At 61.0% G+C, this 20,887-nt stretch carries 18 protein-coding genes and 1 pseudogene; 7 read left to right on the forward strand and 12 right to left on the reverse strand.

Translation table 11 applies throughout. The features are described from left to right. Positions 1-64 precede the first annotated feature (64 nt). The 3 genes from BQ8482_RS37700 to BQ8482_RS14275 form a co-directional block, all read right to left on the reverse strand. On the reverse strand, positions 65-352 hold the full coding sequence (locus tag BQ8482_RS37700) for a hypothetical protein (protein ID WP_133254770.1): 288 nt from the start codon (positions 350-352) through the stop codon (positions 65-67). Positions 353-1,256: 904 nt separating this feature from the next. After that, positions 1,257-1,526, reverse strand: a complete 270-nt coding sequence (locus BQ8482_RS37705) for a hypothetical protein (RefSeq protein WP_133254771.1) — start codon at positions 1,524-1,526, stop codon at positions 1,257-1,259. Next, a complete protein-coding gene (locus BQ8482_RS14275) occupies positions 1,516-2,289 on the reverse strand; it encodes an HlyD family type I secretion periplasmic adaptor subunit (RefSeq protein ID WP_425294105.1) in 774 nt (257 codons plus the stop codon). Before BQ8482_RS14275 ends, BQ8482_RS37705 begins: the two co-directional genes overlap by 11 nt. On the opposite strand from BQ8482_RS14275, the gene BQ8482_RS40565 reads away from it, so the two are divergent. The 4 genes from BQ8482_RS40565 (at position 2,176) to BQ8482_RS14295 (ending at position 6,316) form a co-directional block, all read left to right on the forward strand. Continuing rightward, positions 2,176-2,754, forward strand: a complete 579-nt coding sequence (locus tag BQ8482_RS40565) for a hypothetical protein (protein WP_425294102.1) — start codon at positions 2,176-2,178, stop codon at positions 2,752-2,754. The two genes, BQ8482_RS14275 and BQ8482_RS40565, sit on opposite strands and share 114 nt — an antisense overlap. Positions 2,755-3,038: 284 nt before the next feature. Continuing rightward, positions 3,039-3,677, forward strand: a complete 639-nt coding sequence (locus BQ8482_RS14285) for a glucose-6-phosphate isomerase (protein WP_123148225.1) — start codon at positions 3,039-3,041, stop codon at positions 3,675-3,677. 73 nt (positions 3,678-3,750) lie between these two features. Then, positions 3,751-4,704: a shikimate dehydrogenase gene (locus tag BQ8482_RS14290; RefSeq protein WP_123148226.1), complete on the forward strand. Its 954-nt coding sequence runs from the start codon at positions 3,751-3,753 to the stop codon at positions 4,702-4,704. 88 nt (positions 4,705-4,792) lie between these two features. After that, on the forward strand, positions 4,793-6,316 hold the full coding sequence (locus BQ8482_RS14295; RefSeq protein ID WP_123148227.1) for a xylulokinase: 1,524 nt from the start codon (positions 4,793-4,795) through the stop codon (positions 6,314-6,316). A 151-nt stretch (positions 6,317-6,467) separates the two neighbouring features. On the opposite strand, the gene BQ8482_RS14300 is transcribed toward BQ8482_RS14295, so the two are convergent. The 7 genes from BQ8482_RS14300 to BQ8482_RS14330 all read right to left on the reverse strand — a co-directional run bounded on the left by BQ8482_RS14300 (position 6,468) and on the right by BQ8482_RS14330 (position 15,100). Beyond that, positions 6,468-9,077 (reverse strand): arsenate reductase (azurin) large subunit, encoded by a 2,610-nt coding sequence (locus tag BQ8482_RS14300; protein ID WP_123148228.1) that lies wholly within the window; start codon positions 9,075-9,077, stop codon positions 6,468-6,470. Positions 9,078-9,089: 12 nt separating this feature from the next. Next, positions 9,090-9,617: an arsenate reductase (azurin) small subunit gene (locus BQ8482_RS14305; protein WP_123148229.1), complete on the reverse strand. Its 528-nt coding sequence runs from the start codon at positions 9,615-9,617 to the stop codon at positions 9,090-9,092. Positions 9,618-9,769: 152 nt separating this feature from the next. Beyond that, positions 9,770-11,113: a sigma-54-dependent transcriptional regulator gene (locus tag BQ8482_RS14310; protein ID WP_123148230.1), complete on the reverse strand. Its 1,344-nt coding sequence runs from the start codon at positions 11,111-11,113 to the stop codon at positions 9,770-9,772. Then, positions 11,103-12,560, reverse strand: coding sequence for a sensor histidine kinase (locus BQ8482_RS14315; protein ID WP_123148231.1), 1,458 nt, complete (start codon positions 12,558-12,560; stop codon positions 11,103-11,105). The genes BQ8482_RS14310 and BQ8482_RS14315 overlap by 11 nt, the downstream gene beginning before the upstream one ends. Then, entirely contained in the window at positions 12,557-13,459 is a 903-nt protein-coding gene (locus BQ8482_RS14320; protein WP_244602804.1) for a substrate-binding domain-containing protein, read from the reverse strand. The genes BQ8482_RS14315 and BQ8482_RS14320 overlap by 4 nt, the downstream gene beginning before the upstream one ends. A gap of 141 nt (positions 13,460-13,600) precedes the next feature. After that, entirely contained in the window at positions 13,601-14,194 is a 594-nt protein-coding gene (locus tag BQ8482_RS14325; RefSeq protein WP_123148233.1) for a DJ-1/PfpI family protein, read from the reverse strand. 204 nt (positions 14,195-14,398) lie between these two features. Beyond that, positions 14,399-15,100, reverse strand: a complete 702-nt coding sequence (locus tag BQ8482_RS14330; protein ID WP_123148234.1) for a GntR family transcriptional regulator — start codon at positions 15,098-15,100, stop codon at positions 14,399-14,401. A 141-nt stretch (positions 15,101-15,241) separates the two neighbouring features. Between BQ8482_RS14330 and BQ8482_RS14335 the strand changes: the two genes are divergently transcribed. The 3 genes and pseudogenes from BQ8482_RS14335 to BQ8482_RS14345 all read left to right on the forward strand — a co-directional run bounded on the left by BQ8482_RS14335 (position 15,242) and on the right by BQ8482_RS14345 (position 18,809). Further along, the gene (locus BQ8482_RS14335; RefSeq protein ID WP_123148235.1) at positions 15,242-16,468 is read left to right on the forward strand and encodes an iron-containing alcohol dehydrogenase; all 1,227 of its coding nucleotides are present in this window, start codon (positions 15,242-15,244) and stop codon (positions 16,466-16,468) included. Positions 16,469-16,486: 18 nt separating this feature from the next. Then, positions 16,487-17,974, forward strand: coding sequence for an NAD-dependent succinate-semialdehyde dehydrogenase (locus tag BQ8482_RS14340; protein ID WP_123148236.1), 1,488 nt, complete (start codon positions 16,487-16,489; stop codon positions 17,972-17,974). A gap of 11 nt (positions 17,975-17,985) precedes the next feature. Next, positions 17,986-18,809, forward strand: a pseudogene (locus tag BQ8482_RS14345) (alpha/beta hydrolase). 149 nt (positions 18,810-18,958) lie between these two features. On the opposite strand, the gene BQ8482_RS14350 reads toward BQ8482_RS14345, so the two are convergent. Both BQ8482_RS14350 and BQ8482_RS14355 read right to left on the reverse strand, forming a co-directional pair. Beyond that, a complete protein-coding gene (locus BQ8482_RS14350) occupies positions 18,959-19,900 on the reverse strand; it encodes a choline/ethanolamine kinase family protein (RefSeq protein WP_123148237.1) in 942 nt (313 codons plus the stop codon). 21 nt (positions 19,901-19,921) lie between these two features. Beyond that, complete coding sequence (locus BQ8482_RS14355; protein WP_123148511.1) at positions 19,922-20,887, reverse strand: phosphotransferase; 966 nt, start codon at positions 20,885-20,887, stop codon at positions 19,922-19,924.

A 20,887-nucleotide genomic window follows, 5' to 3' on the forward strand; every position in this document is an offset into this window, starting at 1 on the left:
GTGCACTGTCACCGTAATCCCAGGGTAGGGAAGGGAGAACGTACCAACGCTGATCGAATAGCTCTTATCCATCTACTTTTCTCCAGCCCTCATGACCTTGCCCGAAACAAACGATATACCTGTCTGGTGGAAATCCATCCAATCTACGTTCTACACAACCAGAAAGATTGCCTCCATCAGATTTAGTTTTTATTTTTACATCGTGAGGCAATGTAAGTTCAATATTTTTTCTAGTAAAAATAGGAACCTCCAAATTTTTACGAAATTCGCAAACTTTATACTTTGAAAGGAAAGCCTTTAGCTCGGAAATGCTAAATATGAATTTACCGCCATTACCCTGTATCGCGCTCACTACTTCTTCGCCAGTGCAAGCCGAATCCTGACTGGAGACAGACTGCCCGCTACGTCCGCTGCCACAGGCTTGGATCGAGAGACATACGCCGAAAAGAAGAAGCCATGCATAGAAACCTACTCTCTTTGGCCGCATATGCGTGGAATCCAGTTTTCAGGAAAAATTAGGCGCACAGCGCCCCACTCCGGTGGAGGCCACAATATTACGCTGCAAAAACCGACAAAAAAGGAAATACGGTGACAGGAAATACGGTGACAGTGCACCATTTTTTCTTTCCGCCTGCCGGGTTTCCCAATTTCATGGCTTTTCCGGTTTGCTCGGCGCCTGGCCGGAAGTGCTTCGCTGTCCACCGGCCGCCCAGGTGCCGACATCGGCGATGCTTCCTGCAAGTCGAGCTATGCGCTCAATCTACACGCAGCCAAAGCCGGGCAAACATGGGAAAAAGTGCACTGTCACCGTAATCCTTTAACCCGGAGCTATAGCTCACGCATCCAAATCCAGGGACCCCAAAAACTGCCCCCGTCCCTATCTGAGTCTGTCCGTAGAACCGCCCAGTAAATTCATCTTCACCTCCCGTTTAGACAAACATCAATTGTGACAGCTACGCATAGAAGCGCAAGAAATATGGAAACAACAGCTTGAGCGCGTCGAATAGCATCTCGGGTCATAATATTATAGCCTAAGCTTGTGTATTTCGCATTTTGCCTGTCAACGTTGAGCATGGCGTGAAAGTTCGCCAAGGTCAAAAAGGCAGCAAGAAACAAGATAGCAATTACTGAGTCGCGTCCGCTCCCATATCTAGTTATATAACCATATATATATCTGTTCATATCGTACAATTCGCAAGAAACGAACAGAGTTAGAGCCGTAGAAAAACTAATAACACAAACTATTGCTGGTATCTTCACCCACAGATTTTTAAATAACCACTCCATTCAACGAGTCCTTCTGATGTTTTGGCCGCCGGCTGCGCTGCGCCTCCTGCGCATAACGCAAGATGCCGCTTTGAATGCTTTGTTTTCATTTTGTGGGTCGGAGATTGCCGCGCACTTCTTGACCAGACTACAACCTCGGAGACCAAGCGCAAGCTGCCCGCCGCCGCCCAAGACACAATATTTTTGCCGCAAAGTGCCTTGCTTTCAGAGCCTTCAATGGTGGCCGACTCATCGCTCATGGAACGCCTCATCCGTCATCTCCATCAGCGGGTCGAGGAGAAACTCGATCACGCGGCGGTTGCCGGTCCTGATCTCCGCCGTCACCGACATGCCGGGTGTCAGAACGACATCATTGCCCTCGACTCGGATCAAGGTTTCGCTGAGCGTAATGCGCACCGGAAACACCAGCGGCCCGGCTGCACTGCGCGCAGCTTCTTCCCTGCCCGTTGCTGCCTCCGGCGCGCCGGCCGGGATGGCGTCATTGGACACGGTCAGAACCTTGCCATTCAAAGTGCCGTATTTGGTGAAGGGGAAAGCTTCGAGCTTGACCCGCACATCCTGCCCTTCGTGCACAAAACCCTTGTCGCGGTTTAGCAGCATCGCCTCGATCTCGAGTGCCGTGCCATCCGGCACGATCACCATCAGCCGCTGGCCGGTCTGCACCACTTCGCCGAGCGTGTTGACCTCCAGTTGCTGCACGCGCCCCGCTACCGGCGATTTGAGCAGGCTGGCGCGCTCGAACAGTTCGGCCTTGGTCAGATCCTGCCGCAGCAGGCCGATCGAGCGGTCGATCTCGATCAGCTCGGTGCCGACCTTGTCGAGATAGGCCTCGCGGCGGGCGCGCTTCTGCGCGGCAAGCGTCCTCACGGTCGCGTCAAGCTCGGCTATATGGCCTTCGTCGGCCACCACCGCCATCACCTGGCTCTGCTCGCCCTGACGGGCGTCGATGGTGTTGGTCTTGATACCGACCTTCCGCTTTTCCAGTTCCTCAAAGACATCCAGCCGGTCGCCGGCCAGGCTGACCAGCTTACGGCGCTCGATCAGCGACTTGTTGCCGCTGGCGAAGGCTTGGCTATCTTGGCCTTAAGCTTCAGCCGTTTTGCCGCCCGCACAACATCAATGCGATCGGCGGTCCGTTCGCCCAAACCCAGGTCATGGCGAATGGCGTCGGGATCAGCCGGCTGGCGCAAATACTGCGTCATCAGCGCCAAGCAAACGACGCCGCTGTCCAGCCCCATTACTATAGGCGTGGCCGCTCCCACATGCCTTCCCCGCAAAACCCAATTGCCTTATCAACCTCCACCTGTGTCACAAGCAAGGGCTGAAAAGAAGAAGTGTTGCATAAATGCCAGAGAAGAGCTTATATTACTACATTTTAAATCACGAATATACAATATTCTTCGGCTTGAACAATCCACCGACAGTGGCCGCTCCGGCCTTCATGTGCAAAAGGCGCCACGCGACTGAGTAGCCGGCGGCTAGAGCAGGGCCAGGTGTTCATGCTTGTCGAAGGCGACTTGGAGGAGCAAGGCGGTTCTCTCGGATTGCTTAAGACAGCGGGTGCGGCATGCCGCCCAACCCACTGTCGTGTGCTTCGTGGTCGAAATCTGCCATAATCCAGCAACCTCCAGGCTGGTCTGCATAGGGAGAGCAAATCGTACCCTGCAAAGCAAGTGTGGTTATTGTTGAAATCAGGAGGTGCGGGCCAGATCAGCGCCGATGCCACATGCAATGCAATATGAGGCAGTCCTTTGACGAGATTGTTTGAGCCCATTGGATGCAAGGTCGACCTGTCGACCGGTGCGATGGCAAATGCAACCGGCAGCTACCAGAAGCGCTTCCGCGATCTGGACGGGCTCTACGCCGACGCCGCGGCGTTCGAAGCCATGCGCGCGGCGTGGGGCGAGCGCATCGCCTACGAAGTCTCCGAGTTCCGGCCGACCGAGCAGTCGGGCGATCTGATTTTCGGCGTCACGCGCATGGCGCCCGGCAAAGTCGGCGACGAGTATTTCATGACGCGCGGTCATATCCACAATCAGGCCGACCGGCCCGAGATCTACTACGGCCAGAAGGGGCACGGCCTGATGCTGATGGAATCGCCGGAGGGCGAGGTCCGGATCGTGCCGGTCGACACGCAGACCGTCTGTTACGTCCCTCCGTTCTGGATCCACCGCTCGATCAATGTCGGAGACGACGATCTGGTGATGCTGTTCTGCTACCCCGCCGATTCAGGGCAGGACTACGAGATCATCGCGAGATCGGGAGGCATGCGCTCGCGCGTGGTCGCCGGTGATGGAGGCTGGAAGGAAGTCGACAACCCGGATTGGCGACCGCGTGACGCGAAGCTGATCTCCGCCCTCTATGGGCAATCCGGCACGGTGCCGGCATGAAGGCTCGCTTCGAGATCGCTGCTTTACTTCGCGGTGCTGCACTGCGCGCGGAGAAAATCCGGGAGAATGGCGAATGAGCCGCTATCGCCCGGCTACCCAGCCGACATTCTATTTTGTCGGCGTCACGACGACGAGCAGTTCGATCATGCGGGTTTTCCCCGCATGGGCGCGCCACCTCCGGCTGAAGGATGCGGTTCTCAAGGGCATCGACTTTCCGCTCCATGCCGATCCGGAGGCCTACCGTGACGTCGTCTCCTTCATAAAGTCCGACCCGCTGTCGCTCGGCGCGCTCGTCACCACGCACAAGATCGATCTCTTCAACGCGGCGCGCGACATCTTCGACGTGATCGATCCTCATGCTCGCCTGATGCACGAGACCAGCTGCCTGTCGAAGCTGGGCGGCAAGCTCATCTGCCATGCCAAGGATCCGATCTCTTCCGGCCTAGCGATAGACGGTTTCATCCCGGCGGGATACTTCGCGGAGACCGGCGCGGAAGTCCTGTCGATGGGCGCCGGCGGATCGACGATTGCGATCACCTGGCACCTGATGCACAAGGAACGTGGCGCCGACGCACCTTCGCGCATCATTGTCACCGACCGTTCGCAGCCGCGTCTCGACCAAATCGAGCGCATCCACAAAGACATGACGTCGACGGTCGAGATCAAGTATGTCCTGGCAGACCGGCCCGAGCTCAATGATGAGACGTTGGCGGCGCTGAAACCCGGCTCGCTGGTGATCAACGCGACCGGACTTGGCAAGGACGCCCCTGGCTCGCCGATCACCGATCGCGGCGTGTTCCCCAAGCGCGGCATCGCCTGGGATCTCAATTATCGCGGCGACCTGATCTTCCTCGACCAGGCAAGGCGGCAGCAGGCCCGACAGCAGTTGCAGATCGAGGACGGTTGGACGTATTTCCTGCATGGCTGGACGCAGGTGATCGCAGAGGTCTTCGACATCGCGATCCCGGTGTCGGGGCCGGATTTCGACGACATGTCGCGCATCGCCATCGAAGCGGCGAAAGGCTGATACCGTGGGACGCATTCTCGTCACGCCGCGCTGGCTCTGACCAATAGACAGAGGGTCACATGCTTGCCCATCTCAGGACTCTCCCGAAATGAGCGGCGAGCTTTTCCTCGCCATCGATGTCGGCACCGGCAGCGTCCGCGCCGCACTGATCGATGTCACCGGCAAGATCCTTGAACTTGCGTCGCGAGAGCACGACCAGATCGTGCCGGAATTCGGCTGGGCAGAACAGCGGCCGGTCGACTGGTGGGAGGGTGCACGAGCGAGCGTCAAGACGGTGCTGGACCGCGTCGATGGCGCCCGCGAACACATCTCCGCCATCTGCGTCTGCGGGCAGATGCACGGGCTGGTCCTGCTCGACGCGCACGGAGCGCTGACGCGCGACACAGCACCGCTCTGGAACGACAAGCGCACCATCGATCTCGTACGTCGCTTCGAGGAAGCGAACGAGCCGGACAGCTACCTGCCCGAAAGCGGCAACACGCCGACCCCGGCATGGCCGGGCTTCAAACTGCAATGGGCTCGAGACAACGATCCCGCCGCATACGCCAGCAGCGCAGTCGCCATTATGCCGAAGGATTACATCAACTACCGGCTGACCGGCGAGATTGCTATGGATACAGGCGACGCGTCCTGCAGCTTCCTCATGAACCCGGAGCGGCTCGACTGGTCGCCGGTGATGATCGAGCGCATGGGTCTGGACGCCGCCAGGCTGCCGCCGATCCGCAATCCGCTGGATATCCTGGGCCAGGTCACCGAACAGGCGGCGCGCGACACCGGCCTGCGCTCTGGAACCCCAGTGCTGGTCGGCGGCGCCGATTATCCGGTGGCACTGCTCGGTTCGGGCGCTTGTCGCCCGGGAATGGGTTCCGACAGCACCGGCACGGGCGCCATCATCACTGTTATCGCGGAGAAGCCGCTGCTTGACCCGGAAATCTCGAACGTTGCGACGATCGAAGGCAACTGGGCGCAATTCGTGCTGCTGGAGACCGGCGGCGACGGCATGCGCTGGGCACGCCGCGCGTTCCACGACAACGCGCTGTCCTATGACGAGATCGTCGCCCGCGCCGCCGAGGCACCTGCCGGTTGCGACGCACTGCTCTTCATGCCCTTTCTCACCGGCGAGCGCCTGGGGCGCCATCGCAACGCCCGCGCACAGTTCTTCGGACTGGGCGCCGCGCATGGCATGGAGCATCTGCATCGCTCGATCCTGGAAGGCATCGCCTTTGCCATGACGCGCCACATCCGCATCATGGAACAGGCGTCGAACAAGCCGCTGGAGCGCGTCATCGCCGCCGGCGGCGGGGCGCGCGCCGAACTCTGGCTGAAGATCAAAGCAAGCGCCTTCAACATTCCGATCCTGGTCCCGCGGGAGCCCGAATGCGGCATTGTCGGCTGTGCCGCGATGGCCGCGACGGCGACGGGCCGCTTCTCGCGCGTCGAACAGGCGGCCAAGCGCTTCGTGAGCTACGGCGCCGAAATCCTGCCGGACCCCAGATGGGCCGAGACCTACAGGCGCACCCAACCCGTTTTCGACAAGCTCTACTATCACAGCCAGGCGCTCTACGACGACATCGACGCCCTGGCGGCCGCCACGCGGCCGACGCAGCCGTGACGCCTGCGATCGGCTTGGCGATCGCACAGGTTTTGGGCGCCTCGGAGGCTCGGTCGTGGCGCTCGGCAGTTCCGAGGAAAGCTCAAGGCCGCCGTGCCTCATGGCGTTGGTCGGCGGCCTCGACAGCCAGATGGGACTTGGGAGGGCCGCCTCAGACGACCTGATACTCCTGCGACTTGAAGGACAGGTGCTTCATGCCTTCCGGCGCATCCGAGATTTTCCGGATATTCGCCCAGGTCTGCTTGTAGTTCGGAATGATGAACTCGTTCACCCCTGGCGACACGACGTTGCCCTGCACCCCAGTGGGAAACGCGAACAGCATGAATGTCTCTTTCCGCTTTGCCGTGGGTGTCGGATACACGGCCGCCTGGGTCGCGCCGTTGTCATTGTAGACTTCAACCAGATCCCCCTGGTTCAGCGATAGTTCTGCCATGTCGGCAGGATTCATCTCGATGAAGGGATAGGGCCAGCGGTCCATGACCAGCTCGTTCTGCTGGTCGAGGTAGGCACTCTGCCAGACGTGGTTGGTGCGGCCATTGTTGATGAGGAAGCTGAACTTGTCCTTCTCCTCCTGCTTGCCAGCAGCTTGGAGGCCCCTCCACTGCGTCTCGGCAAAAACGGCCTTGCCGTCCTCCTTGTTAAATTTGCCGTCGGCGTAAAGGCGCTTGGTTCCGATGATGCGCTCGGTCCCCGCAGCCGGTTCGGGGGGCGATCCCGCATTGGTCGGCGCTGCCTTCTGCACAGGCTCCTTGCCGCGCGCGCCCTCGATGGCCGGGCCGCCGAGGACCTCACCGGGTTCACCCGTCGAAGTTCCAGCTGCCAGCGGCTCGGTCTCCCCAAGGCCGGTTGCCGGCTCCTGGAAACCGTTGGTCCCCATCGCGCGCAGCCGGGCGTAGGTGACGAATTCTCCCCCCTTTTCGTGCTGGTGGTAGCCGTCCATGAAGGCGTCTTCTTCGGTCTGCCAGTCGAATCCCTTGAACTGGTCCGCGACAGCGTTGTCGCCTGCTTCGCGGAAAACCCGTTCCAGGTGGTTGGCCAAGCGCGCGGCGATCAGACAGTCGGGCATCGACTGGCCGGGCGGGTCCATGTAGCGCTCCGTCAGCCGCATGCGCCGTTCGCCGTTCATCGATGTGAGGTTCATCTCGCCGGATGTCGCGGCAGGCAGCCAGACATGGCTCGCCTGACCGATCTTGGTCGGGATGATGTCGACATCGACCGAGAACAGGCCGCCTTTGCCAACCGCACCGACAATCGCATCGACAGTCGCCTGCCGCTCGCCGTAGGGGACGGAGGACATGGCGTCCTTCACCATATCGGTGCGCTCCTTGTACCGCCGCTTGAACTGGTGTGCGTTGAGCGTGGTCTTGTAGTGATCGCATCCCCAGATGTGATGTACGCCACCCTTGCCCTCGATCAGCAACTGGTCGACGTAAGCCGCTGGTCGACCAACATGAGCGTCCGACGGCCGGGAATAGCCCTCCTGGTGGCCGCCCAGGCGGACACAGCCGCCGCCGGGGCGGCCAATGTTTCCGGTCGCCAGCGCGAGGTTCACGAGCGAGCCATTGGTTCGGTAGTTGTCGTTGCCCCAGATCAGGCCTTTTTCGTAGGCGAACATGGTGCGTCGACGCTTGCCGTCTTTCGGCTCGGCGATCCAGGCCGCCGCCTGCTTGATCTGGTCGACGGTGAGGCCGGTGATCTCAGCGGCTTGTTCCAGCGTCGTCCGGTTCGCGGCCAGCGCCTTGTCGAAGCCATTGGTTGACGCCGCGATGAAATCCTTGTCCGTCCAGCCCTGATCGGCGATGTGGGTCACCAGGGCGTTGAACAGCGCCAAATCCGTACCGGAGTTGATCGCCAAGTGCAGGACGCGCTCCTTGCCCGCCTCGACTTCGCACGCGTTCACGGTCACCGTTCGCCGCGGATCGACGATGATGACGCGAACTGGCTCGTGCGGCTCGCCCGGCAACTCCTTGTTCTTCTTTTCCGTGGAGGTCCCGCGCAGGTTCGGAATCCAATGGTTCAGGAAATAGTTTGTCTGCGTCTCCAGGGGATTTGCGCCGACCACCATGATCGTGTCGGCAAGCTCCGCATCCTCATAGCAGTTATTGAGTTCGCCGACGCCCATGTCGCGTGTGGCGTGGACCTCGGAATTGTAGGCCGGACGGTTATGGATCCGGATGTTCTTGACCTTCATGGCACCGAAATAGAGCTTCCCCGTACCCCAGGTGTTCTCGTAACCGCCCCCGGCGCCGCCGTGGTCGAAGGCCGAGACGAATACGCCGTCGTCGCCCTGTTCCTTGATCACTGCCGCAGTGACGCGGGCCACCAAGTCCAGCGCATCGTCCCAGGAGGTCGGCTGCATCTGGCCGTAGCGCCAAACCATGGGGTCGGTCAGGCGCTGAAGCTGCGTGTTGCGTTGCCGACTGAAGCTCATTTCGGCCATGCGGGCGCCGCGGATCGAGCCGAGCCCGGAATTCACGACGCAGTCTCTGTCCGGTTTTATGACGATATGGACGTCTTTGCCGTCCTGCTTGACGATGTTGTACATCGAAGGGGAATACCAGGCTGGCGTCTCCGCCTCCTGCTGCTGGGATAGGTCCACGCCAAAGACGTTTTGGTCGGGCGCTGTGCCGCCCTGGTGATTCGTGTCCCAAGTATAGGCGTGATAGCCGCAGCCGACGATGCAGTAGTGGCAGACGACGTTGTGAACCTTCGCGTCCGCCGGGACAATCGGCAGGCGGCCGATTTGACGTTTGTAGGCCATGACAGGTCTCCTCTAGAGCACGTTCGACAGGCGGCCGTAGATGAGCTCATCGAGCCCCTCCGCGAACACGTCGCCTTTGTCATCCACGCGAAGCAGGTACTGCGGCAGGTTCTGCGTCGCCTGCCCCCAGATTTGCTGGCCTCCCGCCTCACAGTCGAAGCGGGAATAATGCCCCGGACAGTTCAGCGTGCGGTCCTCGGCGTTGTAGTTCAGCGGAAAGCCCTTGTGCGGGCAGATGGTGGAGAAGCCGACGATGTCGCCGTCAGGGCCGGCGCCACCTTCCACTTTCATTCCAAGTTTCAGCAGCACACCGGGCGCGTTCTCATCGGGGTAGCCGACATCGAAAGGCTCGTTCGGCTTCAAATCGGCTATATTGGCCAACTTGTTCGACGGGTATTCGACCAGTGCCAGACCGGGTGCAGCCTTGGTCTGAGCTTGCGCCGGCAGCGCCACTGCTGTGGCCACGCCGGCGGCGGCGAACGCCCCTCCCCTTAGAAACTGACGGCGGCCGACGTCGACCAGTCTGTTGCAGCGATCCATGCATTCCTCCCATTGGCGAAATCGTCGCAAGCGGCCCTGCAACGCCTGTGCCAACCGGAGAAGCCGTCGATTTCATTCGAGAAACTGCTGGAAAGCCAGCGCCGAGGGGGCCTGCACGTTCGGAAATCCGAACATGCTGCAGTGCCGAAGGTTCAGGTTTCCGAACGCACTCGCTCGGCAAGACCGAAGCGCGTCATCTTCTCCCACAGGGTCGTTCTCGAAATGGATAGAAGCGCTGCTGCCTTTGCGATCTGGCCTCCAGTTTCTTCAAGCGCGCGCTCAATCTGGCGACGTTCGGCAGCATCGCGGACGTCGGCGAGCGGCACGAATGCGGCACCGCCAGGCTTGGATGCGTGTTCTGGAAACAGATCACCGGGCATGATCCATTCGTTGGTCGCCAGCGCCACCGCCCGGTCGACGCGGTTTCTGAGTTCCCGAACGTTCCCTGGCCAAGGGTGGACGAGTGCTGCTTCCCTGGCCAGCGCGCTAAATCCACGGATGCAGGTGTCCGAGCGGGCGGCGGCATTCTGAAGAAACCGATCCATCAGCCAGTCGATGTCTTCAGAACGTTCTCTGAGCGGCGGAATATGGATCGGCAGGACAGCCAGTCGGAAGTAGAGGTCCTCTCGGAAACCTGTGGGGCCGCCGCGTTGGGCAAGATCACGATGCGTCGCGGTCACAATGCGCGCACGGAAGACGACGGGCGTTTCACCACCGACGCGATGAAAACTCCCATCCTCGATCAGCCTGAGAAGTTTCGCCTGGAGGGGCAAAGGCATGTCACCGATCTCGTCGAGAAACAGTGTCCCCTTGCCTGCACGTTCAGCGTAGCCGAGATGGCGAGCTTGAGCGCCCGTGAATGCACCCTTCTCATGTCCGAATATCTCGCTCTCGAGGAGCTCTGCAGGAATCGCTGCGCAATTGACCGCGATGAACGGCTCGGTGCCACGCGACGAAATCTGGTGGAGCAGCCGGGCCGCCACCTCCTTGCCGGACCCGGTTTCCCCGGTGATCAGCACCGGCAGGTCATGCGCGGCGTAACGATGGAGGAGATCTTCGGCACGTTGAATGCCGGCAGACTCTCCGAGACAGTAACCGTTCAGCCGGAGTTGGCTTTGCATCGTCCGTCGCCCGGCATCGATGCGGCGAAGGAACTCGTCCATCGCGAAGGGCTTGGTCATGAAGTCGACCGCGCCTGACCGCATTAGGCGGACCGCCTGATCGATTTCGCCATGGCCAGTGACGAACATGAAGGGCGGAATGTTCGGCAGTTTGGCGAGTTCGTTGAATACCACCTCTCCAGAGACATCGGGGAGGCAGACGTCGCAAATAACAAGATCGAGCGAGTCAGACTCGCCAGCGATTTCAGAAATCGCCTCACAGCCTGACTGCCACCAAGTCACTCGCCAGCCCTCGAGCTCAAGGCGCTGGACAATCGAGCCTCCCATGACAAGATCGTCCTCGACGAGGCCTATCCGGGCGCGGTCAGGCAGCATGGGCTTTGGCGTCCTCCCTGTCGAACGGAATTGTCAGCGTGACCGCCGTCCCTCCCCCTCTTTTGGCTGCGATACTGGCACGTCCGCCGAGATCGTCAACCACGCGGCGGACCATCCAGAGACCGAGACCACGCCCCACGCGTACGGCCGGACCGGGGTCCTGGTCGATGAGAATCCCCGCGATGTCGGCCGGCATTCCGGCGCCCTGGTCGCCAATTTCGATGTGCAACCGGTCTTCCCAGCTCATCGCCGTCAGCGAAACCGTCCCGTCTTCCGGGGTGACCGCGCTCGCATTGAGGAGGAGATTGAGGACCGCCTGACGGACCGGACCGCCTCGGATGGGCAACTCTCGCGCACCGTTCCATGCGACGCTCCAATCCAGCCGCTGCCGCTTCCGGCGCAATTCCGGCTTGAGCAACAGACGGACATCATCCAGATCGGCAGCAGTCATGGGGCGCTGCGATCGTTCTGGCCGATAAGTCGCAAGCGCGGCCTCCACTACGTCCCGAATGCCCGCAAGGCCGCGCTCGATCAGACTGATCGACGTGTCGCGAACACCGAGGGTTTCGCCATGGGTCTTCAACGTGTCCAAAGCGTTGAACAGGCCGCCAAGTGGATTGTTGATCTCATGCGCCATGCCGGAAGCGAGACGCCCGAGGCTCGATAGCTTCTCTTCCTCGGCGAGCTGCATGGCGAGATTCGCGCGCTCACGCTCGGCATGAACGAGGGCATTGTAGCCGCGGAACAGGCCTGCGACTTCGGAATCCCCGGCCGGGATTTCCCGAGGTGAGATCGGCTCGGCCGCGCCATGCGCTGCGGAGCGCATGTGATCCTCCAGCACCCGCATCGGGCCGATCATTTGTCTCACCAGCACGAAGCCGCCCAGCGCGAACAAGGCCGCAAGGACGCCGTTTGTAACGAGCAGGGTGACGAGAATCTCACGCCGCTCGGCAAAGAGATGTGAAACATCGAATGTGGCGTGGATCGTCCCGATCGGCTGACCCTGATAGACGAGATCGCGGTGGGCGAACCCGGTCAACCTGGACTTGTCGATGGTGACGACGTCCGGACCGTAGCGATTGAGGTAATCGGCCGACAATTCGGAATAAGTCGCGATCCGGTTCGGATCGCTCGCTGCGAGTACCTTGCCGTCAGGGCCGGTCACCACGGTTTCGATCGGAGCGAGGGATTTATAGGACGCCGAGGACCTGTCGAGCGCGTCGAACACCTCCCAGACGTCCGCCCGCAATACGGCCGGCACGACCGCCGACGAAAGGCCGTCCAGATAGGTTTCGGCAAGGCCGTTGAGGAAGCTTTCCTGTGTCCGCGACAGCCGGTCGAGCACTCGCTCGGAAATGGCTGCACTGATGACCACCATGAGCAAAGCCACTAAGACCGGCACGCGGTAGGAGACGGGAATCGATCGGAAACGCCGGAGCAGTTTCATCCAAACTGCCTCACGGTTTCCACCTTGGCCGCAATCGCGTCGAAGAGCGACGGATCGGTTGCCACGAACCCGTCCAGACGAAGCAGGGCAAGGACCTTCCGACCCTCGGCATCATCGTCCATGGAAATCAAGGCCTGCCGCAACGCCTTGACGCGTCGATCGTTGGAGACGGACTTCGGCGACGCTATTGGCGGAAAGCCCAGCCATTCCGACCTGCGGACGATCCTGGTCTGCTTCACCAGATCCGGCTCGGTCTCACGCATGACCTCGTAGACGTAGCCGTCCACGCTGCCCGACTGAGCGAGGCCGGAGGCGACGGCCCTGATGACGTTTCGGTGCCCATAGGTGAAAAAGCTTCGCGCGAAGAACCTGCCTGGAAGCTGGCGTTTCTCGGCGAGAAGTGCCCGCGTCACCAGAAAACCCGAATTCGAATCAGGATCCGAAAACGCATGGACGTCGCTTTTCAATCCGGTCCAGTCATCCACTTTACGATCGGCCGAAGCGATCAGGTACGACTGGTAGAGCGGCTCGCCGTGCCAGACCGGGGTTGCGACAAGGTCGAGATCGGCCTTGAACTGCACATAGGGATAGCCGCAAATCCATGCCGACTGGATCTGGCCGGAAACCAGCAGCGCCGTGATTTCCTGATACGTGCGGCGCGTGACGAGTTCCACCTGGCCACCGATCTTGGCGCCGAGATAGCTGCGCAGATGGTCCAGCAATTCAAGATCGTTCGAGAGGAAGACCGGCGTCAGGCCGAACTTGAAACTCTCATCTTCAGCACGAAGGGCAACAGGGGCGAATAGGGTCGCCGCACCCGAAACAGCGGCCGCAATCAGATCACGCCGCGTGATCGGAACGCCGTCGGTGGCCCTGTGCGGGTTGCCTAGGTTCCTCAAGAGTCGCCTCCCGACCGGAGCGAGAGGGTGTCCGGTCGACCCGATCATATCCGAAAATGTAGAAGTCTAGGAACTGCAAAAGCGGAACCGGATTTTGGAGCGATCCGACGCATCCGGTCTGGGATGCATCGGGCGATTGACTCAGTTGTGGCGGATTTCCGTCCCCAGCACCTTCAGGCACTCGCGGATGAACGCGGCAAGTGCGGTCCAGCCCTTTGCCGAGACCATCGTTCCGTCGACATAGGCCTCAGTCGGGGACAGGTCGATATAGGTTCCGCCGGCCAGCGTCACTTCCGGCTCGCAGGCAGCCAGCGCACCTACTTTCTTGCCACGCACGACGCCGTCGACCGCGATCAGGATCTGGACGCCATGGCAGATCGTAAAGATCGGCTTCTTGTTTTCGTGGAAATGGCGGACCATCGCCTGCACGCGCTTGTCGGTGCGGATGTACTCGGGGCCACGGCCGCCCGCGCAATAGACGGCATGATACTGGTCGAGCTGTCTTTCCGCCTCCGAAAAGGTCTTGTTCAGCAAAGCATAGTGGCCGGGTTTTTCGGTGTAGGTCTGGTCACCCTCGAAATCGTGAAGCGACGTCTTGATCAGGTCTCCGGCGTTCTTGTCAGGACAGACAACGTGGACGATGTCGCCGACGGCCTCCATCGCCTGCTGATAGACGAAGATCTCGTATTCTTCGGTAAACTCACCGGTCAACATCAGTATTTTCTTGCCTGGCATGGTCGGTTCCTCGTTTTGTGGGTGGAACAGTTTTGTGAATGGAAGGGTTTTTGTGAATGGAAGGGGGGCGGGCATTGCACTCGTCCGGCGGCGCGGGTCTCAGAAAAGGGGATCCGGGATGTCCCGGTGCATTTGCTTGCCAGATCGCCGGTGCGTCCAACTTGACGGCGCCGCTGCCGACGGTGACGGACATCGTGGACAGTCTCAATCGAACGCCGGCAGCAAACGATCACGAGAATGCTCGATATGACGGCGCATCGCCTGTTCCGCCGCAGCGGGATCGGAGGCAGCGAAGGCGGCCAGGATGGCCTCATGCTCGTCGAGCGCTTCCTCGGTGACGCGCGCATGGAACATCAGGCGGAAGATGTGGAAGTGCGTATGCTGGAACGCGAGAGTCTGGCGCACGAGATCATTGTTTGCAAATTCCATGATCCTGTCGTGGAAAACGGCGTCCTGCCGCGCAAAGTTGGAGTAACGCAGGCGTTCATCCTTGCCTTCGCGGCGCGCCATGCCGCCTGCGGACTCCCGAAGCACCGCAAGTTTCGTCTCATCCATCGATGCGGCTGCTTTGGCCGCCCCATGCGGCTCGAGCAGCAGGCGAAGCTCATAGAGTTCGTCAAATCGGCGCCTGGTTATCTGCGGCGCGGCGCGGTAGCCGATCAAATGTGTCTTCAGCACAAGGCCTTCGCCTTCGAGGCGGCCAAGCGCTTCACGGATTGGCGTGTGGGATACATCCAGTTCCTTGACCAGACTGTCGACGGTGATCCGTGAGCCAGGCGCGATCTTCAGCGACATGAGTTGCGCGAAAATTGCTTCATACACGTCCTCCACCAGGCTGTTGGATCGCTGGATGCGTCCGCTAGCGGGGCCGACTTCTCGGGCATTGCTTACGTTCGTGACCTGCATCTTTGCCCCTTGACAGGATCACTGGCTAACACGATGCTTCGTTCAATACAATCCTATATCCTATACGATTTAATAGAGGATATTTTAGGGCCGCAACAAGCTTTCGCTTTCCACTCCCAACCTCATCGAGAGACGCTGAACATGAGCCTTTTCGCTGCCATAAGGTTGCCGCGTGAAATCCTCTTCGGGAAGGGCCAGCGCCATGTCATTCCAACCGTTGCGGCCAGGCTGGGCCGTCGCGCTCTTGTCTGTACGGACGAGCGCTTTGCCGCAACCGTCGCCTTCGCAGAGATCATGGCGGCGCTCGACGGCGCATCGATCGATGTGCTGGTGCAGGACCGTGTGCTGCCCGATGTGCCACGAGACACGGTTGCCGCCTGCGTAGAGGTGGCGCGACAGTTTGCGCCGGACATGGTGATCGGCATCGGCGGCGGCAGTTGTCTCGACATGGCCAAATGCGCCGCGTTGCTCATCAGTCACGGCGGCCAGCTCCAGGACTACTACGGCGAGTTCAAGGTGCCTGGTCCGACGCTGCCGTTGATCGCGGTGCCAACGACAGCCGGCACCGGCTCGGAAGTGACCCCTGTCGCGGTGATTTCCGATCCGGATCGCACCATGAAGGTAGGCATCTCCAGCCCGTATCTGATCGCGGCAGCCGCCATCTGCGACCCGGAACTGACGATGACATGTCCCCCGGGACTGACGGCGATTGCGGGCGCAGACGCGCTGACACATGCGATCGAGGCTTTTACCGCCGTCAGGCGCGGCACTGACCCCAGCCTGCCGCAACAGCATGTCTTCATCGGCAAGAGCGCGCTGACCGATCATTTTGCGCTGCTCGCGATCAAGCTGCTTGGCCGCAGTCTCGAGAAGGCATACCGCGACCCCGCCGACGAGGACGCTCGGGCCGATGTGATGATGGGCGCGCTTGCAGCCGGCTGCGCGTTCGGTACGGCCGGAACTGCGGCGGCGCACGCGGTGCAATATCCGGTCGGCGCCCTTACCCACACCGCTCACGGGCTGGGTGTCGCCACCATGTTGCCGTATGTCATGAAGTACAACCGGGCCGCCGCGGCCGCCGAGATGACCGAGATCGGCCTTGCCCTTGGTCTCGACGGGAGGGACCGGAGTACCGGTGAGATGGCCGACGCGGCGATCGACGAGATCGGCCGGCTGTTTGGAGCGATCGGGATCACGCCTACGCTGGCCAAGCTCGGGCTTCCCGCCGACAAGCTCGATTGGACGGCCGAACAGGCGCTCGGCATTGACCGTCTCATCAAGAACAATCCGCGTCCATTCGATCTGGCAGCCATGCGGGGCCTGATCCAGGCCGCCTATGATGGCGACCTCGCCGCCTGTGTCATGTGAGCAATCGAGGAGCAGGCCATGAACATATCTCATCAGGTGCTGGAGGACGAGCAGGACACTGCCGGCTTCCATAGATTCTCCCACGGCTTGTATATCGGCGGCCAATGGCGGCAATCCGCCGACGGCAGGGAAATCCAGGTCGTGGATCCTTCCACGGAAGCGGTGATCGCCGCCGTTCCCGATGCGACGATCGAAGATGCCGCGGCCGCCGTGGAGGCTGCGGCCAGGGCCGCCGATGGCTGGCGCACAACGGCACCCCGCAAGCGTTCCGAAATCCTCAGAAATTGCTTCGAGCTGATGACGCAACGTTCCGAGACGCTGGCAACCCTGATCTCGCTGGAAAACGGCAAGGCACTCCGGGACGCGCGTGGCGAGATCGCCTATGCTGCGGAATTCTTCCGCTGGAATGCCGAGGAAGCCGTTCGCATCACCGGTGAATTCGGGGTTGCGCCTTCCGGCACGAACCGGATCGTGGTCGACTACGAGCCCATCGGCATCTGCGTCCTTGTCACACCCTGGAACTTCCCTGCCGCCATGGCGACGCGCAAGATCGCGCCCGCCTTGGCTGCCGGGTGCACGGTAATTTTGAAGCCAGCCAGCGAGACCCCGCTCACGGCCTACGCGCTTGCCGCGCTGTACCAGGAAGCAGGTGTTCCGCCAGGTGTGGTGAACGTTCTGACAACCTCCAATCCCGGCCCTGTGACGGCTGCGATGCTGGCCGATCCGCGGGTGCGGAAACTCTCCTTTACCGGCTCGACTTGTGTCGGGCGCGTTCTGCTGGCCGAGGCTGCAAAGCACGTGGTTTCGTGTTCGATGGAACTTGGCGGCAACGCGCCATTCCTTGTGTTCGATGACGCGGACCTCGACGCGGCGGTCGATGGGGCGATGGTGGCGAAGATGCGCAACGCCGGCGAGGCCTGCACGGCTGCAAACCGCATCTATGTCCAGTCCGGCGTTTACGATGCCTTTTGCGAAAGCCTCGCCAGGCGGATGTCGGCACTCAAGATCGGCGCCGGCACGGACGCGGCCACGGAGTGCGGGCCGATGATCACCAGGAAGGCCGTCGACAAGATCGACCGTCTGGTCAACGATGCTGTCGTCCGTGGCGCGCGGGTGCTGTGCGGAGGCAAGGCAGGCTCGGGAACGGGATACTACTATCCGCCGACCGTGCTCTGCGACGTCCCGGCCGAGGCGGAGATGGCGCACGAGGAAATTTTTGGGCCGGTGGCGCCGATCTCGAGATTCGAAACGGAGGCCGAAATCATCGCGCGCGCCAACGACACCGAATACGGTCTTGCCGCCTACATCTACACGCGCGATCTTGCGCGTGGAATGCGGGTGGCATCCAGGATCGAAGCCGGGATGATCGCTCTCAACCGCGGCTTGATGTCCGATCCGGCAGCACCTTTCGGCGGGGTAAAGCAGAGCGGCCTCGGCCGCGAGGGCGGCCAGCATCACGGCATTGCCGAGTTCATGGAGGCGAAATACCTCGCCATCAGCATCTGAGCGGAGGAAGAGTGCAAAGCGATCCGTTCCGCATCCGCGACCACGTCGCGGATTTTGACAAAATCGTCCAGGACATCGTTCACCGCAGCGAGGCCGTTCGCGCAACCATTCCAATGACTGCGGACGTTGCCTATGGGCAGGATCAGACCGAAACCATCGACCTGTTCTTTCCTCCGGCAAAAGAAGCGGCCTGCCGGTGCACATGTTTATCCATGGCGGCTACTGGAGAATGTTCTCCAAGCGCGACTACTCATACGTCGCGGCGACGATTACCCAGGCCGGTGCGATTGCCGTCATCGTCGACTATGCTCTGATGCCCAAGGTCAGAATGGCTACGATCGTCGACCAGGTGCGCCGCGCCAAGCAGTGGGTTCTGGCCCATATCGCCGACCATGGCGGAAACCCGGCAGAACTGACGGTCAGCGGCCATTCGGCCGGAGCTCATCTTTCAACGTTCCTGTTCAACAGCGAGCATACCCCCTCGAATGTGCGGGCAGCCCTTCTGCTCGGCGGGCTCTACGATTTGAAACCGCTCCAGAACTCCTTTCTCGCCAACGAGATTGCAATCACCGATGAGGAAGTCGTCAGGTTTACACCGCTTGCCTATCGGCATGATCCTCAAACCAGGGCGATGGTTCTGGTCGGAGCCAACGAGACGCCGCCTTTCCATCAGCAAGCAGATCGATTCAAAGAGCACCTGCTGCAGCAGGGTTCGCCGGTAACGTCGCTAGTTCTCACGAACCGCAACCACATGGACAGTGTCAGAGATCTCGGCGTGCCTGAGAGCCAGGCGGGGGATTGCCTGACGAAACTGATTGCCAAAGACAGCCGCTAACCCTCCCCGCAGACATGCCGGCCATGGCGGCTTAACCGCAATGCCGTCTGCATCCACTCGGGCAGTAGCTGGAGACGGACGCGCCCTCTTTGGCTCATCATGATATGAAAATATGTCGCTGGTCGGAATTGCTCCGCCAGTGACACCCGTCAGACCGCCCTGAGATACTCGACCCATTGCGGGGTCTGCATCACCGAGCGCGCGCGCATATATTTCCACGCCCCGTATTTGTAGAAATCGAAATCGAGCGCCGATACGACGTTTTGCACCATCGCCCAGGTTCCCCACTTCACATCGGCGAGCACCTTGTGCACGACCAGGCGAGCTTTCAACCGTGGATCGAACCTGCCGAAATATTCCTCGATGACTTCGGCCTCGACCGCATCGGAGAAGAACATTTCTCCGCACCAGATGCCGAGTTCGTAACAGCGGTCGTTGTTTGCCGCATACTCGTAATCGATCAGCATCATCGACCGGTCGGGCGCGATCATGAAGTTCCCGGGCATCGGATCGTTGAAGCACGGCACCAGGTCGATGCCCGAAGCCTCGAGCGCCGCCCGCGCCAGCCGGTACTGGCGATGCAGCCAGACAAAATCCGCGGGCAGTGCGCCTCCGAGCTCACGCACCTGGTCGACATGCTCGTCGATCATGTCGAAGACGGTCTTGGTCAGCGACAGCAGGCCCGAATCGTTGAAGCGCCGGTAGAGACCCAGCACCGAGCGGCGCACATCCGGGTCGAGGAAATCGCGGTTGGTACAGGAGCGCCGTCCCTCCATGAAATCGGCGATCTCGATGCCGCGTTCGTCCAGATAGCCGTAGACCGCGGGTCCGATACCGAGCGAGTGCGCGCGCCGGCTCGCCTCCGCCGCCGCTTTTCGATCAATGAACATCTCGGTGCCCCGGCCCGGAACCTTCACGAAATAGCTCCCTGGCTGTCCCGCAATGCGAACGCGCCAGTTGGAATTGCTGATGCCGCCATGCACCGGCCCGTAGCGGAGATCGCGGCCGCTCCATGGTTCGACGGCACAGATGACGGCCTCGATCTCCCGCTCGGCTTCGCTCACCGCCTCGCCCGGCCGCTTCTCAACCATGTACAGCCTCCTTGCAGCCGCTCAAAGCCGTCTCAACTTCAGTTCGAAGCCCGGATGGCGAAGGGCCATCCGGCAGCGCAGCAGGCGCCACTGCGCGTATTTCAGAAACTCGATGTCGCCGCGCGGCGATATCGAGTTCATAAGCATCCCCCAGAGCCCCCACATCAGATCGTCCGCAACCGCATAGGCACGGCAGCGGTCGAGGGAAGCCTGACGGAAAGAGCCCTCGAACACCTCAAGCGCCGGCCGCATCTCTTCTTCGAACGGAAAGGCCTCGTTGAGTAGAATGCCGATCTCGTAGAGGGGGTCGACATTGCGGGCTTCGTCGAAATCGACGAGCTGAACCGCCCCGTCCTGACTTATCATGATGTTGGAGGCGAGGCCGTCGGCGTGGCTCGGCCGGGCATCGTAACCCGCAGCGGTGATTGCGCGCTCGATCTCCTCGACGCCGTCGAGCATCCACCAAAGATCGTCCGGGCGGTCGACGCCAGCGGCTTTGCGGGCGTCGTCCAGCTCCCGGATCCTATCGAATACCGTCCAAGACAAAGCGAATGGCCGCGACCCGTGAATCGCCTTTTTGAGCGCGATGACCTGTTCCATCACGTCCGCCCGTCGCAGATCGTCCATGCGCGCTGTTTTCCAAACGGGCGGCAAGAGATCGAAGACGATCGCGTCGGCGTCTCGTGCAAGATGCCGCGGACTTGGCGTGCAGCCCAGTCCGGCCGCGATGGAGGCGGCTTCAAATACGGCCTCCAGATCGATGAACGCCTTCTGGTCGGAGTTCACGATCTTCAGGAAATAGGCCGGAGACGACTGGTCGACCGCCACTAGCCATGCTTCGCTGTCGACGCCGCGATGCGAGGGCGATGCGATACCCGGAGAGGCGGGCGCAAAACCGATCTGTTTTCCCGTCCAGTCGGCAACAGCGGTGAGCGCCGCCTCGGCACGAACTTCCGCGGGGGTGGAGGCTTCGCCGATCGTCTTCAT

The sequence above is a fragment of the Mesorhizobium delmotii genome (assembly GCF_900149755.1).
Lineage (GTDB): Bacteria > Pseudomonadota > Alphaproteobacteria > Rhizobiales > Rhizobiaceae > Mesorhizobium > Mesorhizobium delmotii.